Genomic DNA, 22,549 nt, shown 5'->3' on the forward strand with positions numbered 1-22,549 from the left:
GCCTTTTCATCGAACGCGCGGCACACCCCGTCCGGCGAAAGCGCCTGACTCTCGCTCAGCCGGAGATAAGGCTTCTCGTCGAGGAGCAGGTCCACGCCGCCGGCCAGGGCCATCTCCACCTCGCCCGACAGGAGGCTCTGGCAGGCCAGGTGAATCGCCACGAGCGATGACGAGCAGGCCGTGTCCACGAGCAGGCTCGGGCCGGCGAGGTCGAAGACGTGCGAGATGTGGGCGGCGATGAAGTTCTGGCCCGTGCTGGCCATGACGCTCTTCGTGCCCGTGTGGATGCGCTCGCCGTAGTCGCCGACCCGCCCGCCCACGAACACCCCGATCGCACGGCCGCCGAGCTCGCGCCTCTCGTACCCGGCGTGGCGGAACGCCTGCGTCGCGACCTGGAGGGCCTGACGGATCAGCGGGTCGACCGACGGCGCGTCTTCCGGCTTGAAGCCGAAGTGCTCCGGGTCGAAGAGCTCGATCCCCTCGATGAAGCCACCCCACTTGCCGGTGCTCTTCCCCGGCTCGAGCGTGGCGCTGTAAAAGCGCTCGACCGGCCAGCGCGACGGCGGGACCTCCGCGATACCGCTCTTCCCGGCCGCGAGGTTGCGCCAGTAGGTGTCCAGATCGGCGGCTCCGGGGAAGTTGCAGGCCATCCCGATGACGGCGATCCGATCCGGCCGCGGCGCTGCGGCGGCGCCCGCTGCGCCGGGGGCAGCGCTCTCCAACCGCGCCTGAAGCACGGGCGCGCTGTCGTTCGCGCCCCGGGGCGCCGCGCCTGCGTGGCCACCGCCCTCGGCGCCGCCCGAGCTACCCGCGGAGATCGCGCGGGTGATGGCAGGGCAGGCCTCGTCCAGCCAGCCGCACAGCCGCTCCAGCGTCCGGTGCTCGAAGAGCTGCGCCGGATCGAGGGCGACCTCGAACGACGCCTCGATGTGGTGCCGCAGCGACGTCAGGACGGTGGGATCGATGCCGAGCTCCTCGATGGGCGTGCTGGCGTCGAGCTCTGCCTCGGGGACCTTGACGAGGCCGGCGAGCTGGCCGCGCACCCACTGCAGCGTGGCGGAGCCCTGGCGCGCTGGCGCCGCCGCTGCATGCCCCGCAGACGCGGACGCGGCCGGCGGCCGGGCGGCGAGAGCGGCGGCCGAGGGCGCCGGGGCCGGCTCTTTCCAGGAGGATCCGAGCTGCGCGGCGAGGCGGGCGAGCGTGGGGTACTCGAAGAAGAGCGTGGGATCGATCTTGGAGCCCACCCGCTTCTCGACCTTGGCGATGAGCCCGATCAGCAGGACGGAGTCGACGCCGAGCTCTTCGAAGCGGGTGTTGTCGTGCAGCTCGTGCTCGGCCAGCTTGAGCTCGCGGGCGAAGAGCTCGCGGAGGCCGGCCAGCGCGCGCGACACGCCGTCCGTGGATGCGCCCTCGCACACCGGCGGGCTCGCCGGCCGCGCCGGATCGCCTTGCTGCGCGTGATTGCCTTGCTGCGCGTGATTGCCTTGCTGCGCGTGACTCCCTTGCCTCGCGTGCAGCAGAACGGTCGTATCGAAGCGCTCGGGATCGACCAGGCACGGGACGAGATGGGCGCTCCCCTCGTGTGCCATGGCCTGCTCCAGGAGCTCGAGCCCCTGCGCCTCGGCGTGGGGCAGGAACCCGAGCTGCCGGTAGATGGGGCTCGTGTGCTCGCCCAGGCCCACGCCCTCCCAGACAGGCCAGCTCAGGGCCAGGTAGGGGGCGCCATGGAGCGCGGCGAAGTGGTCCATGAACGCGTTGGCGGTGGCGTAATCGCTCAGGCCGGCGCCCAGCGCGGGGAGCACCCCGGCGACCGAGGAGAACAGCACGAAGAAGTCGAGCGCGTCCCGGGAGAACAGGCGGTGAAGGACCTCGAGCCCCTGGACCTTGGGCTCGAGGATACGGAGGAAGTCCGGGAGCGGCTTCTGGATGAAGGCGACGTTGCTCGACGGCGCCAGCCCGGCCGCGTGGAGTACACCGCCGATGGGGCCGAGATCGCGCCGCACGCCCGCGAAGAGCTCCTCCAGGCGGCGCTCGTCGACGAGGGAGCCCGACCAGGAGATCACGCGGGCGCCCCGCGCCTCGAGATCGAGTACGTGCTGCAGGGCGCGGCGAACCCTCGGATCGGCGCCGGGATCGCCGGCCACTCGCTCCCACTGGTCGCGCGGCGGCAGCGGGCGATAGCCCATCAGCACGAGCCGCCGCGCCCCCCGGTCGACGAGGAAGCCGGCGAGGAGCTGGCCAATCCCTCCGGTGGCGCCGGTGATCACGTAGACCTTGCGAGGATCGCAGGCGAGCGGAGCGCGCGCGCGCCCGCCGCCGGCGATCGGCTCGAGCCGGGGCGCGAGGCGCTGGCCGTCCCGATAAGCGATCTCGACCTCCGGACCGGGCTCACCCGCTTCCCGGAGCGCGCGCTCCGCGATCACCTCGGGCGCCGCGTCCGGCTCCACGTCCACGGTCCGCGCCCGGAACCGGCGGTGCTCCGCCGCGAGGGCGCGGACCAGCCCGGAGAACAGCGCGCCCGCCTTGCGGCTGGGCCGCCCGGAGACGCCGGCGAGGCCCCGGGTCAGGTGCACGTAGAAGAGGTCGCGGTGAACGCGCTCGGCGAGGATCTCGCCGGCGAAGGCGAGCTTCGGCGCGACCTCCGCGACGTCGCCCACCTCCGCCGCGCCAGCGTCGGTGAGGTCCACGATCCCCTCGATTGAGGGGCTCTGCCGGAGCGCCTCTCGCGCCGCGGATACGGCGGAGTCCACGTCCCACACGTCCTGCCCCGGGCGGCCGAAGCGCACCGGAAGGAGGTCCGGGAAGCGCGCGGGGAGGGGCTCGACCAGGGACGCCGTCTCCGGCGTCGAGAGCACGATCACCCGCCCGCCGGCCGCGGGACCGGAAGGACGGGTGCCCGCGCCGGGCACCGCGCCGATCCCATGGACGCCGTTGATCACATTGACGGCATTGATCCAGTTGATCCCGTCGCTCGCAGGCATCGTGGGTGGACTGGGGCGCCAGTTCTTCTCGAGGATCATGGCCCTGGACCCGGCGCGGGCTCCGCCCGCGGCGCCGGGGCTTGCCGGGACAGGAGGCCAGTAGTGTTTCTTCGCGAACGGCGTGAGCGGGAGCGGCACGACGCGGTGAGGCTCGCCGGCGTAGAGCTGCCCGAAGTCCAGCGGGAAGTCCTGGAGGTAGAGCGCCGCCACCTCGGCCAGGGCCTCTGCGTAGTGTTCCGGGTCCACGGAGGTCCCCGACAGCGACGCCAGCAGGACGCGGCCGCGCTGGAGCCGCTCCGGCTCCGGCTCGCACGGGTCTTCCTTCAGATCGCAGACCTCGTATCCGGGCCACGGCTCACCGGCTGCCACGGCTTGCAGGCCGCGGACCAGCTCGTCCCTGCCGGAGAACAGGAACGCGGCGCGGAGCGGGAAATGGGCGCGCCCGAGGAGCGCCGTCGCGCACAGGTCTCCGAGATCGACGCGCGACAGGCCCTCCCACCGGGCGAGATCGCGGATCTTCGCCGCCAGCGCGGCCTGGTTCTTGGCCGACACGGGGAGGAAATAGCGAGGGCGGCTCCGCGCCCTGCGCGGCGGCGCGCTCGGCCCTTCGGCGATGACCGCATGGACGTTGGTGCCGCTGAAGCCGAAGGACGACAGCGCCGCCATGCGGGGCCGGCCTGGAGGAGCATCCCAGTCCCTGTGCTCCGTGCTGATGTAGAATGGACTCTCGTCGAGCGCGATATGCGGGTTGATCGCCTCGACGTGGAGAGAGGGTACGAGCTGCTTTCGATCGAGGCAGCGCAGGACCTTGATGAGCGAGGCGATCCCGGCCGCGGCCAGCGTGTGGCCGATGTTCGTCTTCACCGAGCCGAGCGCGCAGTAGCTGCGCTTCGCGGTGAAGCTCCGGAACGCGTCGGTGAGCGCGTCGCACTCGATGGGATCGCCGAGCTTGGTCCCGGTGCCGTGAGCCTCCACGTAGCCTATCGCCTCGGGATCGATCCGGAACTCGGTGTAGACGCGGCGGATCAGCTCGGCCTGGGACGCTGCGCTGGGCGCGGTGATGCCGTTGGTCTTCCCGTCCTGATTGACGCCGATCCCCTTGATCACCCCGTAGACGGGGTTGCCGTCCGCGAGGGCGGCCTCGAGGGGCTTGAGCACGACGACGCCGACGCCCTCGCCGGGGACGAAGCCGTCGGCCCTCCTGTCGAAGGCCTTGCACTGCCGGTCGGGCGAGAGCATCCCCGCCTTGCCCAGGAGATCGTAAATGACCGCCGTCGAGAACGCGGCCACCCCGCCCACGACGGCGAGCTCGCTCTCCCCCTCGCGGATGCTGCGAAACGCCATGTGAAGGGCCGTCAGCGAGGACGAGCAGGCGGTGTCGACGGCCACGGCCGGCCCCTTCCAGTCGAGGAAGTAGGCCAGCCGCGAGGCCAGGATCGACGTCGCGATGCCCATGAGCTGGTAAGCGTTCGCGCTGCTCTGCTCGACGAGATGCAGATAGCCGCTGTCGGCGGAGCACCCCACGAAGACGCCGCAGCGCCGGCCCCGCAGCCGCTCCGGAGAGCAGCCCGCGTCCTCCAGCGCGTGCCACGCGGCCTGGAGGAAGAGGCGCTGCTGGGGCTCCATGAACTCGGCCTCCAGGGGCGAGATGTTGAAGAAGAGCGGGTCGAAGCCGCCGACGTCGTCGATGAACCCCGCGCGCCGCCTCCGGCCCGAGGCGTCGAACGGGTCGGGATCACGGAAGCCGGCGTGGCTCCGGCGCGGCTCGGGGATCTCGCGGATGGAGCTTCGCCCCTCGACGAGGTTGCGCCAGAAGGCGTCCACGTCCGCCGCCCCGGCAAACGTGGCGGCCATGCCCACCACGGCGACCTCGACGCCGGCATCGGAATCGGAAGAAGCAGGCTGCGGAGGCGGCGCGGACGGGGCGCGCGCCTCGGCGGCCGCGCCCTCCTCGGCGCCGGGGCCCGTGGCCTCCTGCTCCCGGCCGTCGGAGCGCGCCTTGAGCAGGCGATGCGCCTCGGCCCTCGAGATCTGCCCGTTCTTCAGCTGCTCGAAGATCACCCTGGGGTCGCGTTTCATCACGGGAGCTCCAAGAGGCGGCAGGCCTCGTTCACATCGAGCGCGCCGCTCTCCACGCCGCGGAGCAGGCGCCACAGGGGCTCGTCCCCCTCCGGCTCGCCGCCTCGCGGCTCGTCGACCGGCGTCGGCGCCGGCGCCGCGCCGTCGCCGAAGAGCGCCGCCGTATCGATCTTCGCGGCTCCGGGCAGGCGGACGTCGGCGGCGAAGCTCGAGAGGACATGGCCGGCCAGCTCGCGAACCGACGGATAGCTGTACGCGTCCGTCGTGCGGAGCGTGATCCCGAGCTGCTTGTTGATGCGGTCCACGATGCGGATGGACAGCAGCGAGTCGACGCCGAGCTCCGTGAACGGAGCGTCGCGGTCGATGCGCTGCCTGTCGGTCTGCAGGACCTCCCCGAGGCAAACGACGATGGCGCGCTCCACGTCCCGCCCGATCTGCGCGGCGCGCTCCTCGGGCTTGCCGGCCTCCGGCGGGCCCTGCCAGCGAGGCGGCGCGGCGCCGTCGCCGTTCGCGTGGCGGCCATGCGGCGCGTCCGGCTCGGCCCCTCCGGGGGCCTGCTCGACCCTTCCGGGGGCCCGGGCGTTCGCCGTCTGCTCCGCCTCCGCCCCCTCCGCTGCTCGGCGCGGCAGGCTCACCACGCCGTCGCTCTGCGCCACGATGACGTGCTGGGAGAAGCCGAGGACCATGCCGCCGGGCGGCCCGAGGCTCACGGGCGTCGTGAAGCCCTCCTCGCGCAGGAGCTGCTCCCACATCGGGGCGCTCAGCAGCGGAGACGCCGGCAGCCGCCGCGTGGCGTCGTCGAACAGCCACCAGCCCTTCAGCAGGCCGAAGGTGAGCATGTTGAACGGGTGGTTCTCGGTCACCTCGTTCAGCACCAGCCAGCCGCCGGCCTTGAGGAGCGCCTTGGCGTTCGTCAGCGCGACACGCAGCGCTGCTGTCGCGTGCAGCACGTTGCTGGCCAGCACCAGGTCGAAGCTCGCCGGCGAGAAGCCCTGCTGCTCGACGGGCCGCTCCACGTCGAGCAGCGCGAACGTCGCGAAGGGGTACGCGGGGCCGTAGGCGTCGGCGCCATGCCGCGTGAACGCCCGGGAGACGTCGGTGTAGACGTAGCGGACCTTGCTCGCGTACGGCGCGAGCGCCTCGAGGACAGGCTCGCTCGTGCCCCCGGTGCCGGCCCCGATCTCCAGTACCTGGATCCTCTCGTCCCCGCCGAGCAGCGGCGAGCGCTCGCGGACATAGGCGAGCACCACGTCGACGACACGCCGGTTGACGTAGTCCGTCAGGACGTTTCCCTTGTGGACCCCCTCGACCTTCTCCATCGACGCGCCGGGGAACATCACGTCGGTCGCGGCGACGGCCCCCGTCAGCACGTCGGGATACCGCTCCAGGCATAACCACAAGAGCTCGGCGTGGCGCCGGATCTCCGGGCGTCTCGCGAGCAGGCGCTCCTTCTCGTGCTCCAGCGAGGCGCGCTCGACGCGGGGGGCGCTGCGGACCGTGATCCGGCTCCCGCCGCCGTCAAGCTCGAGCCAGCCCGCCTCGGCCAGGTGGGCGAGCAGGACCGGGAACAGCCGTTCGTGGGCCGGCGCGATGCGGAGCGCTGCCTTCAGCGCCGCGAGCTCGTACCGCTCGCCAGACGCCCGGAACACGCCGAGCCGCTGGAAGGCTGCGAGCAAGCATCGCTGCCCGAGGCGGACGAGCTCGCCGAAGCCGTCGTGGAACGCGAGCAGCGCGCCCGCGGGAGCGGGGGGCGCTCCGATGCTGCGCCTGGCGTGCTGGAGCACGGGCAGCCCGCTCTCGGGGTAGTGCTGGCACTGCCGGCCCAGATCGCACCCGAGCTCCACCAACGCGTGCGGCTCTGCCTTGATGGGCATGACGCGCTCCACCCGGACGGTCAGGGCCTGCTCGACCGCGGCCATACCCTCGTCGGGCTCGATGGATCCGATCCCCATCGCGGCGAATCGCTCGCGGTGGCGGTCATCGGCGACCACGCCGACGCTGCCCCAGTAGCCCCAGTTGAGGACCTTGACCGCGGTGTCCAGCCGGCGCGCGAGGCCCAGGGCGAAGGCATCCTGGAACGTGCTGGCCGCAGCGTAGTTGCTCTGACCCGGGCGGCTCGCCTGCGACTGGGCCGAGGAGAAGAAGAGGATGAAATCGAGCGGCTCTCCGCGCGTGACCGCGCAGAGGACCTGGCTGCCCTGCACCTTGGGCGCGAGGGCCGCCCGCAAGGTCGCCTCGTCCATGCGCTCGATGGTCCTGTCCTCGAGCCGGAGGGCCGAGTGAACGACGCCATGGAGGGCTCCGAAGCGGGCCTTGCCCGCGTCGACGGCAGCGCGCAGGGCGACCGGATCGGCCACGTCGGCGCGGAGGTAGAGGGCCGCGCCGCCGAGGGCCTCGATCCGCCTCACCTTGCCGCGGATCTCCTCATCCTCCGGCCGGCGGCCGATCAGGATGAGCCTGGCCTTGTACCGCCGGGCCAGGTGCAACCCCAGGGTGTGGCCGATGCCGCCGGCCCCACCCACGATGAGGTACACGCCGCCGGGCCTGAAGGCGGATCGCTCGTTCGCGGGCACGCTCAGCGGCTCGATGGTCGGCACGAACCGCTGCCCGCCGCGCCAGGCGGCGACCTCCGCGCTCCCGTCCATCAGGGCGCCGAGGACGGCCTCGCGTGCCGCGCCCGTGAGCGGCTCGCCGGCCTCGCCGAGGTCGAGGTCGACGTACTCGACGCGGACCCCCGGGTACTCTCCGGCCAGCGACCGGCTCCATCCCAGCAAGGCCCCGCCGTAGAGCGCGTTGACCTCGCCCGGGAGCACGGGGAAGGCGCGGCTCGTGACCACCTGGAAGCGCAGCGGAGCGAGCATGAGCCCTGCCCGGCTCATCGCCTTGACGAGGCGGAACAGGGCGAAGAGCCCCTGGTTCAGGCAGCGATCCAGCGCTTCGCCGTCGTGGAGGTTCGCCTCATCCCGGGAGATCCCGCCCAGGAAATGAAGCGTGGAGACGAGCGAGGCGTCGCGCAGGGGTTGCTCCCAGGCGCCGGGGTCGGCCGTGTCGACCTCCCAGCTCCGCGCGTCGAGGCGGCGTGTCCGTGACCCGAGGCGCACGGCGAGCACGCGCTCCCCGCCGTAGACCTCGGTCAGCGCCGAGGCGAGGGCCTGCTCTGCCGGTGGGTAGACAACGACGACGGTCCTGCCCGCGTCACGGCCGCCGGCATCCGGCCGAGAGCCCTCGCCGGCGCGGCTCGGAGCAGCCACCCAGCGCGGCAGGAAGAGCGCGCAGCGCGCGCCTCGCCGGAGGGGCCGGGTGCGCAGCTCCTGCAGCTTCGCGCAGACCTGGCCCTCCTCGTCCAGGATCGCGAGGTGGTAGCGCCCCTCGGCGATCTTCCTCGCATAGAGGAAGCCGCTGCCCCGCGGCGCCCGGCTCACCTCCACACCGGCGAGCGACGCAGGCACGCTCGCCTCGATCCGGTCCTCTTCCAGAGAGGCGGCCACGTGAAGGGCGCCGGTCAGCAGGGCCGGATGCAGCCAGATCCTGGCCGGCTCCCGGGCGGCCGAGCGAGGCAGCTCGTAGCGGGCCAGCGCCTCGCCGTCGCCGACGTGCACGACCTGGATCACGCGCCGCTCGGCCTGCTCGTACAGCCCGCGGGGCTCGAGCGACGCATGGAAGGCCTCTCCATCGAGGCGCCTCGGGCAGCGGGCGATGACCGACGCGATCGCGATCTCGCCGCCGGTGCCCTCGCCGGGGGCGTCCACGGCGCCCTGGCCGGAGAGCAGGTCGCCTTCCTTCCCGTCCGCCTGGATGCGGAACGCGAGGCCCCCGTCCTGGCGGTGCAGCGCCACGCGGAGCCGGTGCACGCCGCCGTGGAGCGGCGGCAGGTCCCCCCAGCTCACGGCGCGCAGGCCGCTGCCGCTGCCGGGGCGCGCGTGCTCCAGCGCCACCCGCGCCATCTCCAGGAGCGCGAAGGGGCAGAGGAGCGTCTGGCCGGCGAGGCGAAGGTCCACGCCGGCGGCGCCCGAGATGTCTTTGACATAGGAAAGCCCCTCGCCGAGGCTCTCGGACAGCTCGAGCGCGTCGAGGAGCGGGTGCAGCGGACCGGAGCGGGGGGACAGGCCGGCGCCTCTCGCCGTGAACCAGTGGCGTTCCTGGGCGAACGGATAGGTCGGCAGCGAGAGCCGCTGGTAGCTCCCCTCGCCGAGGAGCGCCTTCCAGTCCACCGCGCCGCCGCCGACCCAGAGCTCGGCGAGGGCGAGGAGCTTCTCGCGGACGCTCTGCGGAGGCAGCGCCCGCGCCTCCCGCAGCTCGCCGACGAGCCGGCCGCCGCTCTCCTGCGGCGCAGCGGGCTGCGCCGTGCTCCGCGGGGACACGAAGCCCTCCGCGGCGCCCTCGCGCAGCGCGGCCCGGGTGGACTCGAGCAGGCCGCGGCCGTCGGAAGCGACGAAGACCGCGCGGTGCTTGAACTGCGGCTTCCCCGCGACCAGCGTGTACGCGACGTCTCCCAGATCGCTGTCCGCGCCGCCCTGCTCGAGCCAGCGGTCGAGATCGGCGATCTTGCGATGCAACGCGTCCTCGGTTCTCGCCGACAGGACGACGGGGTACCAGGGCCATGCCGCCCGGATCGGCGCTCGATCGCGCGCGGGCGGCTCTTCCAGGACCAGGTGGGCGTTGGTGCCGCCGATGCCGAAGGCGCTGATCGCCGCCCGGCGCGGGGCGCCGCCGATCGGCCGCCACGCTGTGCGCGCGGCGCTCACGAAGAACGGGCTGCTCGCGAAATCGATGTGCTCGTTCGCCTCGCGGAAGTGCAGCGACGGGGGGATCTCCCCGTGCTGCATCGCGAGCAGGATCTTGAGGAGCCCGGCCATGCCTGCGGCCGTGGCCGCGTGCCCGATGTTGGTCTTCACCGAGCCGATCGCGCAGTACTGCCGCTCGTCGGTGAACCGGCGGAACGCCCGGGTGAGCGCCTCCACCTCGATCGGGTCTCCCAGCTTCGTGCCGGTCCCGTGGGCCTCCACGTAGCCGACGGTCGCGGGGCTCACGCCGGAGCGCTCGTAGACAGAGACCTCGAGCTCGGTCTGGGACAGCGTGCTCGGCGCGCTGATGCCGTTGGTGCGGCCGTCCTGGTTGACGCCCGATCCCTTGATGATCCCCAGGATGCGATCGCCGTCGCGCAGCGCGGCGTGGAGCGGCTTCATGACCACCACGCCGACCCCTTCCCCGGGCACGAAGCCGTCGGCGCGGTTGTCGAAGGCGCGGCACTCGCCCGCGGGCGACAGCATGCTGCCGCTGCTCCAGAGGATGAACCAGTCGGCCGTGAGGTTGACGAAGATCCCGCCGGCGAGGGCCATGTCGCAGTCGCCGTCCATCAGGGCGCGGCAGGCCAGATGCACGGCCACCAGGGAGGACGAGCACGCGGTGTGCACGGCCAGCGCTGGCCCCTTGAGATCGAGGAAGTACGAGATCCGCGAGGCCAGGACCGAGACGTCGTTGCCCCAGACGCACTGCCCCTCTCGCCGGGCCCCCTCGTCGCGCAGCAGGCTGAGGTACTCGCCGCGGTCCGCGCCCACGAAGACCCCGCAGCGGGTCTCGGACACCGAGGCGTCGACATACCCCGCGTCCTCGAGGGCGTGAAACGCCTCCTGCAAGAACAGACGCTGCTGCGGATCGGAGAGATCGGCCTCCTTGCCAGAGATGTTGAAGAACGAGGCGTCGAAGCTGTCGATGTCCTCGAGGAAGCCTCCCCATTTCGAGTAGGTCTTGTCGACGTCGCGGGGATCGGGGTCGTAGAAGACGGCCGGATCCCAGCGGTCCCTGGGGACCTCGGTCACGGAGCAGACGCCGGCAGCGAGGTTCTGCCAGTAGGCATCCAGGCCGTTCGCGCCGGGGAACCGCCCCGACATGCCGATGATGGCGATGTCCGTGCTGACGACCCGGGGCGCGGGGCCGACCGCCGCGCCGTCATCGGCCTGCGTGAACATGGCCGGCGCAGCGAGGGAGCGCGCTGCGGACGTGGACGTGGACGCGGACGCAGGCGCGGGCGCCGGCACATCGCGCCGTGAGGGCCCGTGCCGGAACAGATCGTCCGCCGAGCGGCGTGGCGCCTGCTCCTCGGGGAGGCGCGCCGGCGGTTCGCCGTCGAGGCGAGCGACCTCGGTCCATCGCGCGGCGATCGCCCCTCCGTGCTCCTGCCACAGGAGCTCGGACAGGGCGTTCACGTCGGGGTAGTCGTAGAGCACCGTGGTCCGCAGCGCGGTCCCGAACGCCCCGTTGAGGCGGTTGACGAGATCCACGCCGATGATGGAGTCCACGCCGTACTCCACGAAGGGAGCGCTCGTGGGCACCTCGGCGACGGTGGATCCCAGGGCGAGCGCGACCTCGGCGGCGACGCGATGGGCGATGCGCTCCTTGACCGCCTCGCCGCTCCGCGCGCCCGCGAGGCGCCCCGTCGGCGCGGCGCTCGTGGCCTCGACGGGCCGAGCGCCTCGCTCGGAGGCGGCCGGCTCCGAGCGCTCGCGCGCGCCGAGCTGCCCGCTCGCCGGGCGGCGCGCCTCGCCGAGCACCCAGCCGTCGCTCTCGGCGGTGATGACGTGCTGGGTGGGGCGCAGCCCCTCGATCGACGTCGACTCGATCCCGATCCGCTCGAAGCCCAGGCCAGCGAGCAGCCCGCGCCACCCCTCGGCGTCCAGCAGCGGCGATCCGGGCACGCGCAGCTCGCTGTCCTCGGACAGCCACCAGCCGTCCAGCAGGCCGAAGGTGAGCGTGTTGTAGTCCTGGACTGCGGTCTGCTCGTTGACGATCAGCCAGCCGTGCGCGCGCAGGAGCCGCTTCACGCGGGTGATCGTCGCCCGCATGCTCCGCGTCGCGTGGAGCACGTTGGTCGCGAGGATCACGTCGAAGGAGCCGGGCGAGAACCCCTGCTCCCCGGGGTCTCGCTCGATGTCGAGGCGCTCGAACGCCACGAAGGAGTGCGCCTGCCCGAAGGTCTGCTCTCCATGGCGGAGGAAAGCGCGCGAGACGTCGGTGTACACGTAGCGGATCCTGCTCGCGAACGGCGCCAGCGCCTCCAGCACGACCGCGCTCGTGCCGCCGGTGCCCGCGCCGATCTCGAGCAGATCGAGGGTCTCGCCCTCGCCGAGGTGCGCGAGCCGAGCCCGGACGATCTCGACCACCCGGCGGGCGACGAGGCGGTTGAAGTGATCGGCGACCGGGTTGTTCCGGTAGATCCCCTCGACGCGCGCCATCGAGCCGCCCGAGAACAGGAGCTCGGTGGCGAGCGCCTCGCCGGCGAGGATCGCGGGCAGATGCTGGAGGCAGGTCGAGAGCAGCGCGACGTGCGCGCCGATCCCGGAGAAGGCCGGTCCGCTCGGCGCGCCCGGGGCCTCCACGGCGAAGGCAGGCGCGGCGCCGACCGTCACGCGATCGCCCTCGACCCGGACCACACCTTCGCGCGCGAGCAGGCCGAGCGCGGCCTCGAAGAAGCGGCCGTGCCTGGGCAGGATGCCGAGGTGCTCCCGCAGCGCCTCGCGGTCGATGGAGCGTCCCTCGGCGCGGAAGAGCCCCATGGCGCCGAGCTGCCGCGCCAGCGCGCGGCGCCCCCAGCGCTCGAGCTCGTCGAGCGCCTTCAGGGCGCGGCCTACCTCCTCCGCCGCGGGCGCCGCGCCCATCGCGGGCGTGGTCGAGAGGAGCGCCGGGTAGCGGCGAGGCAGGAGGATCACCTCGTGCCCCAGATCGACGCCCATGGCGGCGAGCACGTCGTCGTCGGCCTTCACGGCGAGCGCCTGATGGACCGGGCTGGAGAGGACCCGCAGGAGGGCCTCCATCCCCGCCTCGGGCGGCATGGCCTGGTATCCCAGGGTCACGAGCCGCCTGTCGTACTCCTCGTCGCCGGACTGCCAGTATCCCCAGTTGATGGTCTTCACGGGGAAGGGCGCGCGCGCGCGGAGGTGATCGGCGAAGGCGTCCTTGAAGGCGCACCCGGCCGCGTAGTTGCTCTGCGATTTGTCGCCGGTGAACGACTGGATCGACGAGAAGAAGACAAGGAAGTCCAGCGGCTCGTCCGCGAGGGCCCGGTAGAGCGCGACGCTGCCCTGCACCTTGGGAGAGAGGACGCGGGCGAAGGTGTCCGCATCCATCGAGGCGAGCGGCGCGCCCTGGTAGGAAAGGGCCGAATGGAAGGCCCCGTTCACGGCGCCGAAGCGGGCCCTGGCGTGGGCGACGGCGGCGCGCAGCGCGGCCGGATCGGCGGCGTCGGCCTGGGCGTACAGCACCTCGCCGCCCTCGGCTTCTACCGCGGCGATCTTCGCCTGGATGCCCGCGTCGAGCGGCGAGCGGCCCACCCACACAAGGCGGGCCTGGAGCTTCCTGGCCAGGAAGCGGCTGACATCGACCCCGAGGCGCCCTGCGCCGCCCAGGATCAGGTACGTCCCCCGGGGCCTCAGCGTCGGCGCGTCCGCGGCCGGCTCCGACAGCAGCGCCGGCGCGATGACGCGGCAGTAACGCTGCCCGCGGCGGATCGCCGTGACCGCCCCGTCCGGGTGCGGCGGCTCGTCGAGCACGGCGCGCGCGAGGCCGAGGAGCGCGCGGCTCTCCGCCGCGCCGCCCTGATCGTCGAGACCGAGATCGAGGCAGCTCACCATGAGCTCGGGAAGCTCGTGCGCGAGCACCCGGCAGAGCCCGTAGAGCGTCGCCCCGGCCGGGTTGGTGTGAGCCCCGGGCAGCACCGGGTAAACGTCGCTGGCCACGACGCACAACCGGCGCGGCCGGTCGACTGCGCGCCGGGCCGCAAGCTCGCGGACCAGGTGCAGCAGGGCGAAGGCGCCGTGCTCGAGGCCCTCCTCGAGCGCCTGGGCGTCCTCGACATCCCACGGCCGAGCGCGAACGCCGCCCAGGAAGATCACCGCGCTGAACGCCTCGCCGGGCATCGCGAGCTCGAGAGGCCCCTCGCCCGTCCGGCCGCGGCCGCCCTCGATCCTCCGCGCCACCACCCGATCGCGCCCGAGCAGCTCGACGAGCGCCTCCTTCAGAGGCGCGCCGTCCTGTGTATAGAGCACCAGGGTCCGCTCTGCCCACGGCGCGGGTGAGCCGGCCGCCGGCGCCGGAAGGGCGCGGGGGACCCAGCGGGGGACGAAGAGCATGCTATCGCCCCGCGCCGTGCCCGCGGCGCGCTCGCTCTCCGTGACGGAGATGCCGTCGAGCCGGGCGTCCCCCCGCCTGCTGTCGTCGAGGATCGTGGCCCGGTCGTCGCGCGCCCGCGCGGCGGGCGCCTCGGGCGGCGAGAACCAGTGTCGGTCCCGCGCGAACGCGTAGCCAGGCAGGGAGATGCGCCGCGGCGCCTCGCCTGGCGAATACAGCATCTCCCAGTCCACCTCGGCGCCGAGGACCCAGAGCCGGGCGAGCTTGGCCAGGTTCTGGCTCGCGAGGATCGCGTCGAGGAAAGCGCGGCCCTCCGTGCCGGAGACGAGGTGCAGCAGGTCGTCGTCTCTCCCCCGGACGCTCCCGTGGAAGAGCCCCTCGATGCGATCGCGGCCCGAGACGAACAGGCCCAGCTTGTCCGAGAGCTCCGCAATGTCCGAGGCGACCACCGCGAGGCGCGCGTTCATGGGCTCGCGGCCCACCTGGAGCGTGTAGGCCAGATCGGCGAGCGCGATCGGGCCCGCGGCGGGCGAAGGCAGCGAGGGCGCGCGCGCGGCCTGATAGCAGTCGCGCAGCGGCGCCTCGAAGCTCTGGCAGAGGTGCTGCGCCAGGGCGCGGAGCGAGTGGTGCGCGCCGAGCCCGTGGGGGGTGAGGTGCAGGTGGTATCGCTCGTTGATGCGGGAGGTGAAGACCGAGAGGCCCACGTGATCGAAGCCGATTTCCAGCAGGTCGCCCTCGGGCTCGATGTCGTCCGGCTCGTGGCGCAGGACCCCGGCGGCCATCAGCAGGAGATCCCGGCCCACGAGATCGGCGAGATCGGCGAGATCGCGGGACACCTCGGGCTCCGCGCCGAAGGGGACCCGGCGCAGGTGCTCGCAGAGCTGGGCGGCTTGCGCCCTGAGCCTCTCCTCGGATCTGGCGGAGAGCACCACGACGCGAGGAGCGCGCGCGTCCACCGCCGCGGCGCCGGGCCGCGCCTCGCTGGCCTCGAAGTCCTCGACCACGACGTGGGCGTTGACGCCGCCGAAGCCGAAGGAGCTGATGCCCGCGCGTCGCGGCGCGCCCTCGATCGGGTCCCACGGCACGGTCCGATCCAGGACGAAGAAGGGCGATCCTTCCAGGCGGATGTAGGGGTTCAGCTCCCGGAAGTGCAGGTTTCCCGGGAGCTTTTTGTGCTTCATCGCCAGCAGGATCTTGATGAGCCCGGCGATGCCCGCCGCGGTCTCCAGGTGGCCGATGTTCGTCTTGATCGAGCCGAGCGCGCAGAACGGCGCGTCGGGCGCGGCGGCGCCCTGCTGGGCGAACAGCGCCTCGAACGCCTTCTTGAGCGCTTCGATCTCGATGGGATCGCCCAGCTTGGTCCCGGTGCCGTGTGTCTCGATGTAGCTCACGGTGGCGGGGTCCACGCCCGCTCGCCGCCAGGCCTCGGCCACGAGCGCCGCCTGCGCGCTCGGGTTCGGAGTCGTCAGGGTGTTGACCCTGCCCCCGTGGTTGACCGCATGCCCCCGGAGGATGCCGTGGATGGGATCGCCGTCCTCGAGGGCCCTGGACAGGCGCTTGAGCAGGAGCATCCCGGCGCCCTCGCTGCGGACGTAGCCGTCTGCGTCCTTGTCGAAGGTCTTGCAGCGCCCGTCCGGGGAGAGCATGCCGGCCTTGCTCAGCGAGATGTAGAGCGTGGGACTGACGATGACGTTCACCCCGCCGGCCAGGGCGGTGTCGCACTCGCCGGCCAGGAGCGCATCGACGGCGCGGCAGACCGCCACGAGGGAGCTGGAGCACGCGCTGTCCACGACCTCGCTGGGCCCGTGGAGGTTCAGCAGGTACGAGATGCGGTTCGGCGCGATCGCGTGGCTGAGCGCCCCGGTAGCGAGGTGCGCCTCGGCCGGCACGAGGCATCTCGCCATCACCTCGCGGTAATCGGCGTTCCCGATCCCCACGTAAACGCCCGTCCGGCTGCCGGACAGCGACGACGGCCGGTACCCGGCGTGCTCGATGGCCTTCCAGGTGATCTCCAGCAGGATGCGCTGCTGTGGATCCATGAGGGCGGCCTCCCGCGGGGAGATCCCGAAGAACGCGGCATCGAACCGATCCACGTGCTTCATGAAGCCGCCCCAGCGGACAGCGGTCTTGTCGAGCTCCTCGGAAGAGGCCCAGTGCTCCTCCCAGCTCCAGCGGTCCCTGGGGATCACCTCGATGACATCGCGCCCCGCTTCGAGGTGCGACCAGAGCTCGTCCACGCTGTCGGAGGCAGGGAACACCCCGCTCATCCCGATGACGGCGATAGGCTCACGCTCCAGGGGGCCGGCGGCCATAGCCGGCTGGAAACGCCGTGGCGCGGCCTTGGCCGGCGGTGCGCCGCCGGCGACCCGGGGGCCCCCCTGGGCCGTCCCTTCGTTGCGCGGCTCGCCGCTGGCGCCGTCTCCGGCGCGCGCTGCCGGACCCGACCAGCGGGCCCGGATCGCGTCACCGTGGCTTCCGCACAACGTGCGGACGACGGAGCCGATGGTCCGGTGCTCGAAGAAGACAGACGGAGTGAGGTCCACCCCGTACGACGTGTTGAGCTGATTCGTCAGCTCCACGAACGTCGTCGAGTCGAATCCATAAGCGCTCATCTCCTCCTGCGGATCGATGTCTCTCGGCGCGATGCTCAGGATCGCGCCGATGATCTCCAGCAGCTCCGCCTGGAACCGCGCGTTCAGCGCGGCCTCCTCCGCCGCGGTCGCGCTCCGCCGCGGCGCCGATCGCGGCGTCGCGGCCGGGACGGTGGTGCCGACGCCGAGCGCCCTGTCGAGCCGCTCGGGCACGCCCTCCAGGACCAGGAAGGTCTCGTGGGGCAGGCGCAGGCCGCGGTCGAACGCGTCGAGGCCCGTCGCTGTCGTCAGCGGGCTCATCCCCAGCGTAAGCTCGAGCCGCTGTGCGGTCGACCGGTCCATCTGCATGCCGCCCTCCCGCCAGAGGGGCCAACCGATGGAGAGCGTCTTTCCGGTGCGCGCTCCCCGCGCCCGCTGCGCCTCCCGCCACACGGCGAACTCATCCATGAAGCGATTGGCGTACGCGTAATCGCTCTGCCCCACGTTCCCGAGCGCCCCCACGAACGACGAGAACATCACGAAGAAATCGAGCGGCTCGTCCCGGGTCGCCTCGTCGAGCGCCAGCGTCCCGAGGACCTTCGGCGCCAGCACCTCGGCCATGTCCTTGCGGGTCTTGGAGAGGCAGAGGCCGTCGCGGAGGACGCCGGCGGCGTGGATCACGCCGTCGACGCGAGAGAACCGGCGCTTGACCGCCTGGATCAGGGCCGCAGCCTGCCCGCTGTCGCTGATGTCCGCCTGGAAGTACGCGGCCTGTCCGCCGAGGGCATCGATCTCCTGCACCACGGCCTGCGTGCGCGGGTCCGGCGCCGAGCGCCCGCAGAGCGCGATGCGCGCGCGCGAGGTGCGCGCGAGGTGCCGAGCAAACAGCGCGCCCAGCCCACCTGCTCCGCCCGTGATCACGTGGACTCCCTCGTCCTTGAATGCACGCAGGGCGCCGGATCCTTCAGAGCTCAGGGCGGGATCGAGCGCGGCGAACCTCCGGACGAGGCGCCTGCTGCCCTCGAAGCGCACCTCGACCTCGTCTCCTCCATCCCACGCGCCGACGATCCGCCCGAGCCAGGCGTCCAGGTGGAAGGCCTCATGCGCCCCGACCGACAGGCCGACGATCTCGAGGCGGAGCCTGTCGCTCTCCTGGCGAACCGACCGCGCGAAGCCGGCGACGGCAGCGTGCACGTGGCCGGGATCGCGATCGCTCGAGGGGTAGACATAACGGACGCTCAGGGGCGCTCCGCCCTCGCGCGGGCGCATCTCCTGGAGGAGGGGCAAGAGCGAGTGGATGCCGCGGTCGAGCTTCTCGGCCAGGCTCTCCCGGGCGGCCTCCGCGCCCAGGGACCAGAGGTGGAGCACGTGGCGCGGCGCTGCCCCTCGCTCCCGGAGCTTCTCCGCGAGGAGACGGTAATGGTCTGCGCGCCGGGGCTCGATCGCGAAGGTGGTGTCATCCTCCTGGAGGAACGCTTCCCCCGGCTTCACCACCACGACGGGTTGTCCCCGCAGGTGCCGGGCGAGCGCGCGTCCCGCGCTCGGATCGCGGGCCAGAACGAGCACAGGCCCTTCGGGCGGCGCCCCTGCCGCGCTGCCGGCCTCCCGCCATGTCGCGTGATAGAAGCGGACGGCGTGGCTCGCTTCGGCGGCCGGCGGCGCTGCTGCGGCCGGCGGCGCTGCGGCCGGCGGCGCTGCTGCGGCCGGCGGCGCTGTGGTCGTGGCGCTCGCTCCGGACGCGGTCGCGGCGCTCGCTCCGGGCGCGCTCCGAGGCGCGGGCGCGTCGGGCAGCCAGTAGCGCTGCCGCTGCCACGCATAACGCGGCAGCGGGACGCGATGGTCACCCCCTGGGTAAAGGCCCGACCAGTCCAGATCGAGCCCGCGGCAGTAGAGCTCGCCCGCAGCGCGCAGCATCATCTCCCGTTCGTCTCTCCCCGCCTGCAGGAGAGGCAGCGCGACGCCCTGCGCCTTGACGCGCTGGAGGCTCCGCTGGATCACCTCCGCTAGCGCCGGTTCCGGGCCGATCTCGAGGAACAGCGCGTCCCGGCCGAGGGCGATGCCCTGGATCGCCTCGTCGAGGCGGCTCGGCTCGCGGAGGTTGCGCGTCGACGAGCGCGAGGCGTCGAGCGCCGCGCCTCCCACGACGCGAGCGGCCTCGTCGAGGCTCAGGGCACCCGAAAGATGCGCGGCGGCGATCTCCCCGAGCCCCTCGCCCACGACCGCCTCGGGCACGACGCCCCAGGAGCGCAGCAGTGCGACGAGGGCGATCTGCACGGCGAAGATGGCGGGGTGCGCGACCTCGGGGCGAGCGAGCCGCGACGCGTCCCCCTCGGCGAGGAGCTCCGCCACCACGCCGCAGCCATGGGCGGCGAGCGCCCGGTCGCAGGCCAGGAGCGCCTCGCGGAACACCGGGCTCCACCTGGAGAGGACACGCGCCGCGCTGGACGCGCCGGCCCCCGCGGCCTCGTACGACGGGAGCACGAAGACCACGCGCGGCGGCCCTTCCGCCGAGCTCCGACCCCGCGCGACCCCCTCGATCACGCGGCTGCCGTCGCGCAGGACCTCACCGAGCTTGCGGTCCGCCTCCGCCCCGCTCGCGGCCACCACGGCCAGGCGGCGGCGGTGATGGGCGCGCCGCCGCGCCGCCGAGGCGCACAGCGCGGGCCACGCGGCCCTCGCGAGGTGATCCCGGTAGCGCCCGACCAGGTCCGCAAGCGCCACCTCGGCGTGCGCCGAGATCGGCAGCAGCCGCGGCTCCTGCGGCTGCGGCTCCTGCCGACGCTCGCCCCCATCATCCAGGAGCTCTCGCTCCAGGACGCGACGATCGCCCGCGGACTCGAGCCCCTCCCAGCGCAGCGCCGCACCCTGCTCGAAGAGCCGGGCGGCCGCGCTCCGGATCGTCCGGTGCTCGTCCTCGTCGCGGCGCATCGATTCGAGGACCAGCGGGGGTTCCCCTGCGCCGTCGAAATGAGGCGGGATGTACCGGAGCAGCGCGGGATGGGGGCTCAGCTCCAGGTAGATCCGGTGATGGAGCGCGAGCGCGCGCATCGCCTCGTCGAAGCGCACCGGCGAGCAGATGTTGTCGCGCCAGTAGTGCCAGCCGAGCTCGCCCCCCTCGACCGGACCGGCGCGCACCGTGGAGATCATCGGCACCACGGCCTGCCCCGGCGACAGCCGCGCCGACAGCCTGTCCACCGCCTCGGCGAACGGCTCCACCAGCGGGCAGTGGGAGCTCATCGCGTTGAGCCGGTGGCAGTAGACGCCCCGGCTCTCCAGCGTGCCGAGGAGCTGCTGCAGCGCCGCGCGCCCCCCGCAGATCAGGCAGGAGCCCGGCGCGTTGCGCGCCGCCAGGTGGAGGGCGCCGCCGATCCCCTGCTCCGCGGCGATGCGCTCGACCTCCTCGAAGTTCGCCCCCACCACCGCGAGCGCGCCGTCCCCCGAGGCGACGGTGCGCTGGTAGATCGCGCCGAGCTCACGGGCGACCCGCATCGCGTCGTCCACGCTCAGGATCCCCGCGGCGTAGGCCGCCGCCACCTCACCCGAGCTGTGCCCCACCACCGCCGCGGGCTCGACGCCGAAGGAGCGCCACAGGTCGACGAGCGCGATCTGCACCGCGGTCAGCGCGGGAAAGGCGGCCTCGAGCGCGTCCGGGTCGGCCAGCGGGGACCGGGCGGCGTCCGCCCAGAGGACCTCGGTCAGCGACCAGCCCGCGGCCTCGCGCAGCGCGGCGTCGCAACGCGCCAGCGCCTGCTGGAACACGGGTTCTGCCATCCACAGCCGCTGCGCCATGCCCGCCCACTGCGGCCCGATCCCGGGAAAGACGAAGACCGGCCGGGCAGCGCCCTCCGGCGCGGCCCCCGGCGGTGCCTTCAGGGACGCGACGGACGCGAGGCGGGCGCTCAGGTCGGCGCGCAGCGCGTCGCGCGAGGCGCCTTCGGCCACGAGCCGGCACGGGGCGGCCCGCACGCGCGAGGCCGCGGCCCCGCAGAGCTCGCCGAGGGGGACATCGCGCGCGCCGCCGTCGAGCACGCGCAGCCACGCCCGGGCCTCCTCGGCCAGCTCGTCGGGCGTCGCCGCGGCGAGGGGCAGCAGGTGGGTTGGCCGCTCGGGCAGGCCTTCCAGGACCATGTGCGCGTTGGTGCCGCCGTAGCCGAAGGAGCTGACGCCGGCGCGCGGCGGTCCCTCCCCGCTCTCCGGCCACGGCGCGAGCCCGGTCACCACGCCCAGGCGGAGCGCGCCGAAGTCGATGTGCGGGTTCGGCGTCTCGTAGTTGCAGCTCGGCACGAGCGTGCGGCGGTGGAGGCACAGCACGGTCTTGATGAGCCCGGCCACCCCGGCCGCCGCTTCCAGGTGGCCGATGTTCGTCTTCACGGAGCCGATCCGGAGGCCGTCCTCCGCCGGGCGCCCGGCGCCGTAGACGGCGCCCAGCGCCGCCGCCTCCACGGGATCGCCCAGCTCCGTCCCGGTCCCGTGGGCCTCCACGTACTGGACCGAGCGCGGCGCCACGCCCGCCCGCGCGCAGGCCTCGCGCAGGACCGCCTCCTGCGCGCGCGGGTTCGGCGCCGTGAGCCCGTTGCTCGGACCGTCGTTGTTCACCGCGCTGCCCCGGATGACGCCGTAGATCCGATCCCCGTCGCGCTGCGCCCGCGACAGCGGCTTGAGCAGGAGAACGCCCCCGCCCTCGCCCCGCACGTACCCGTCCGCCCTCGCGTCGAAGGTCCAGCACCGGCCGGTGGGCGACATGACGCCGAGCTTGTGCATGCCGATCGCGGCGTCGGGCGCCAGCATCAGATTCACGCCGCCGATCAGGGCGAGATCGCACTCCCCGGCGCGGATGGCCTGGCACGCCAGGTGTGCGGCCACCAGGCTCGACGAGCACGCAGTCTCCACGGTCATGCTCGGGCCGTTCAGCTCGAGGAAGTACGAGACGCGGTTCGCCACGATGCAGTGGGAGGTCCCTGTGCTCGAGTAGGCCGTCACAGCCTCGATCCCGCGCCGGCTCTGGAGCGCGGCGTAATCGCCGAACAGGACCCCGAAATAGACCCCTGTGCGGCTCTCCTTGAGTGTCGCCGGGACGACCCCCGCGTCCTCGATGGCCTCCCAGCACAGCTCCAGGGCGAGGCGCTGCTGCGGGTCCATGTCCGCCGCCTCTCGCGGAGAGATCCCAAAGAACAGGGGATCGAAGCCGTCCACCCGATCCAGGAACCCGCCCCACCGCGAGGCGCTCGTCCGGTCAGGGGCGGCGCCCTCCTCGCCGCCTCCCGGCGCGGTCTCCCAGCGGTCGGGAGGCACGCTCCGGATCGCGCTCTCGCCGCGGCAGAGCGCGCTCCAGAAGGCGTCGATATCGTCCGCGCCGGGGAAACGGCAGCTCATGCCGATGATGGCAATGGGCTCGTCCTGCCGCTCTGGCGTCCCCTCGGCCGCGGCGCGCTCCTTCGCCGGCCCTCGGGCCAGGTGCGTGGCCAGGCTCTCGAGCGTGGGATACGACCACAGCAGCGTGAGCGGCAGAGCGCGATCGATCTCGGCGGACAGCCTTCTCAGGAGCGCGACAGCGCCGACCGAGTCGAGCCCCAGGGTGCGAAACGGCACGCGGGGGTCGATATCCTCTTTCGTCCGCCCGAGCAGCTCGGCGGCAGCTCGGCGGAGCGCGCCGACGAGCGCTGCTTTCTTGTCACTGGAGCGATCTTCTCTGTCACTTTCACGATCAAAGGATCCGCCGTCCATCACGACCTTTCCCTCGTCGGCGCCCGGGCGCGCGCCACCGCGCCCGCGGCGCCGCTAGCATCCCTGGCAATG

Annotated in this window: 2 protein-coding genes (1 of these 2 running past the window's edge); both read right to left on the minus strand. The window is 73.0% G+C overall.

Translation table 11 applies throughout. From position 1 onward, the window contains the following. Positions 1-5,060 carry the beginning of an SDR family NAD(P)-dependent oxidoreductase gene (locus WMF29_RS22480; protein ID WP_437330797.1) on the minus strand. The gene continues 20,176 nt to the left of window position 1, outside the view, so the window shows 5,060 of its 25,236 coding nt (coding positions 1-5,060); its start codon is at positions 5,058-5,060; its stop codon lies off the left edge, out of view. Next, the gene (locus WMF29_RS22485; protein WP_437330798.1) at positions 5,060-22,477 is read right to left on the minus strand and encodes an SDR family NAD(P)-dependent oxidoreductase; all 17,418 of its coding nucleotides are present in this window, start codon (positions 22,475-22,477) and stop codon (positions 5,060-5,062) included. Before WMF29_RS22485 ends, WMF29_RS22480 begins: the two co-directional genes overlap by 1 nt. Between the last annotated feature and the right edge of the window lie 72 nt (positions 22,478-22,549).

The organism is Sorangium sp. So ce381 (genome assembly GCF_051473845.1).
In the GTDB taxonomy this organism is placed as follows: Bacteria; Myxococcota_A; Polyangia; order Polyangiales; family Polyangiaceae; genus Sorangium; species Sorangium atrum.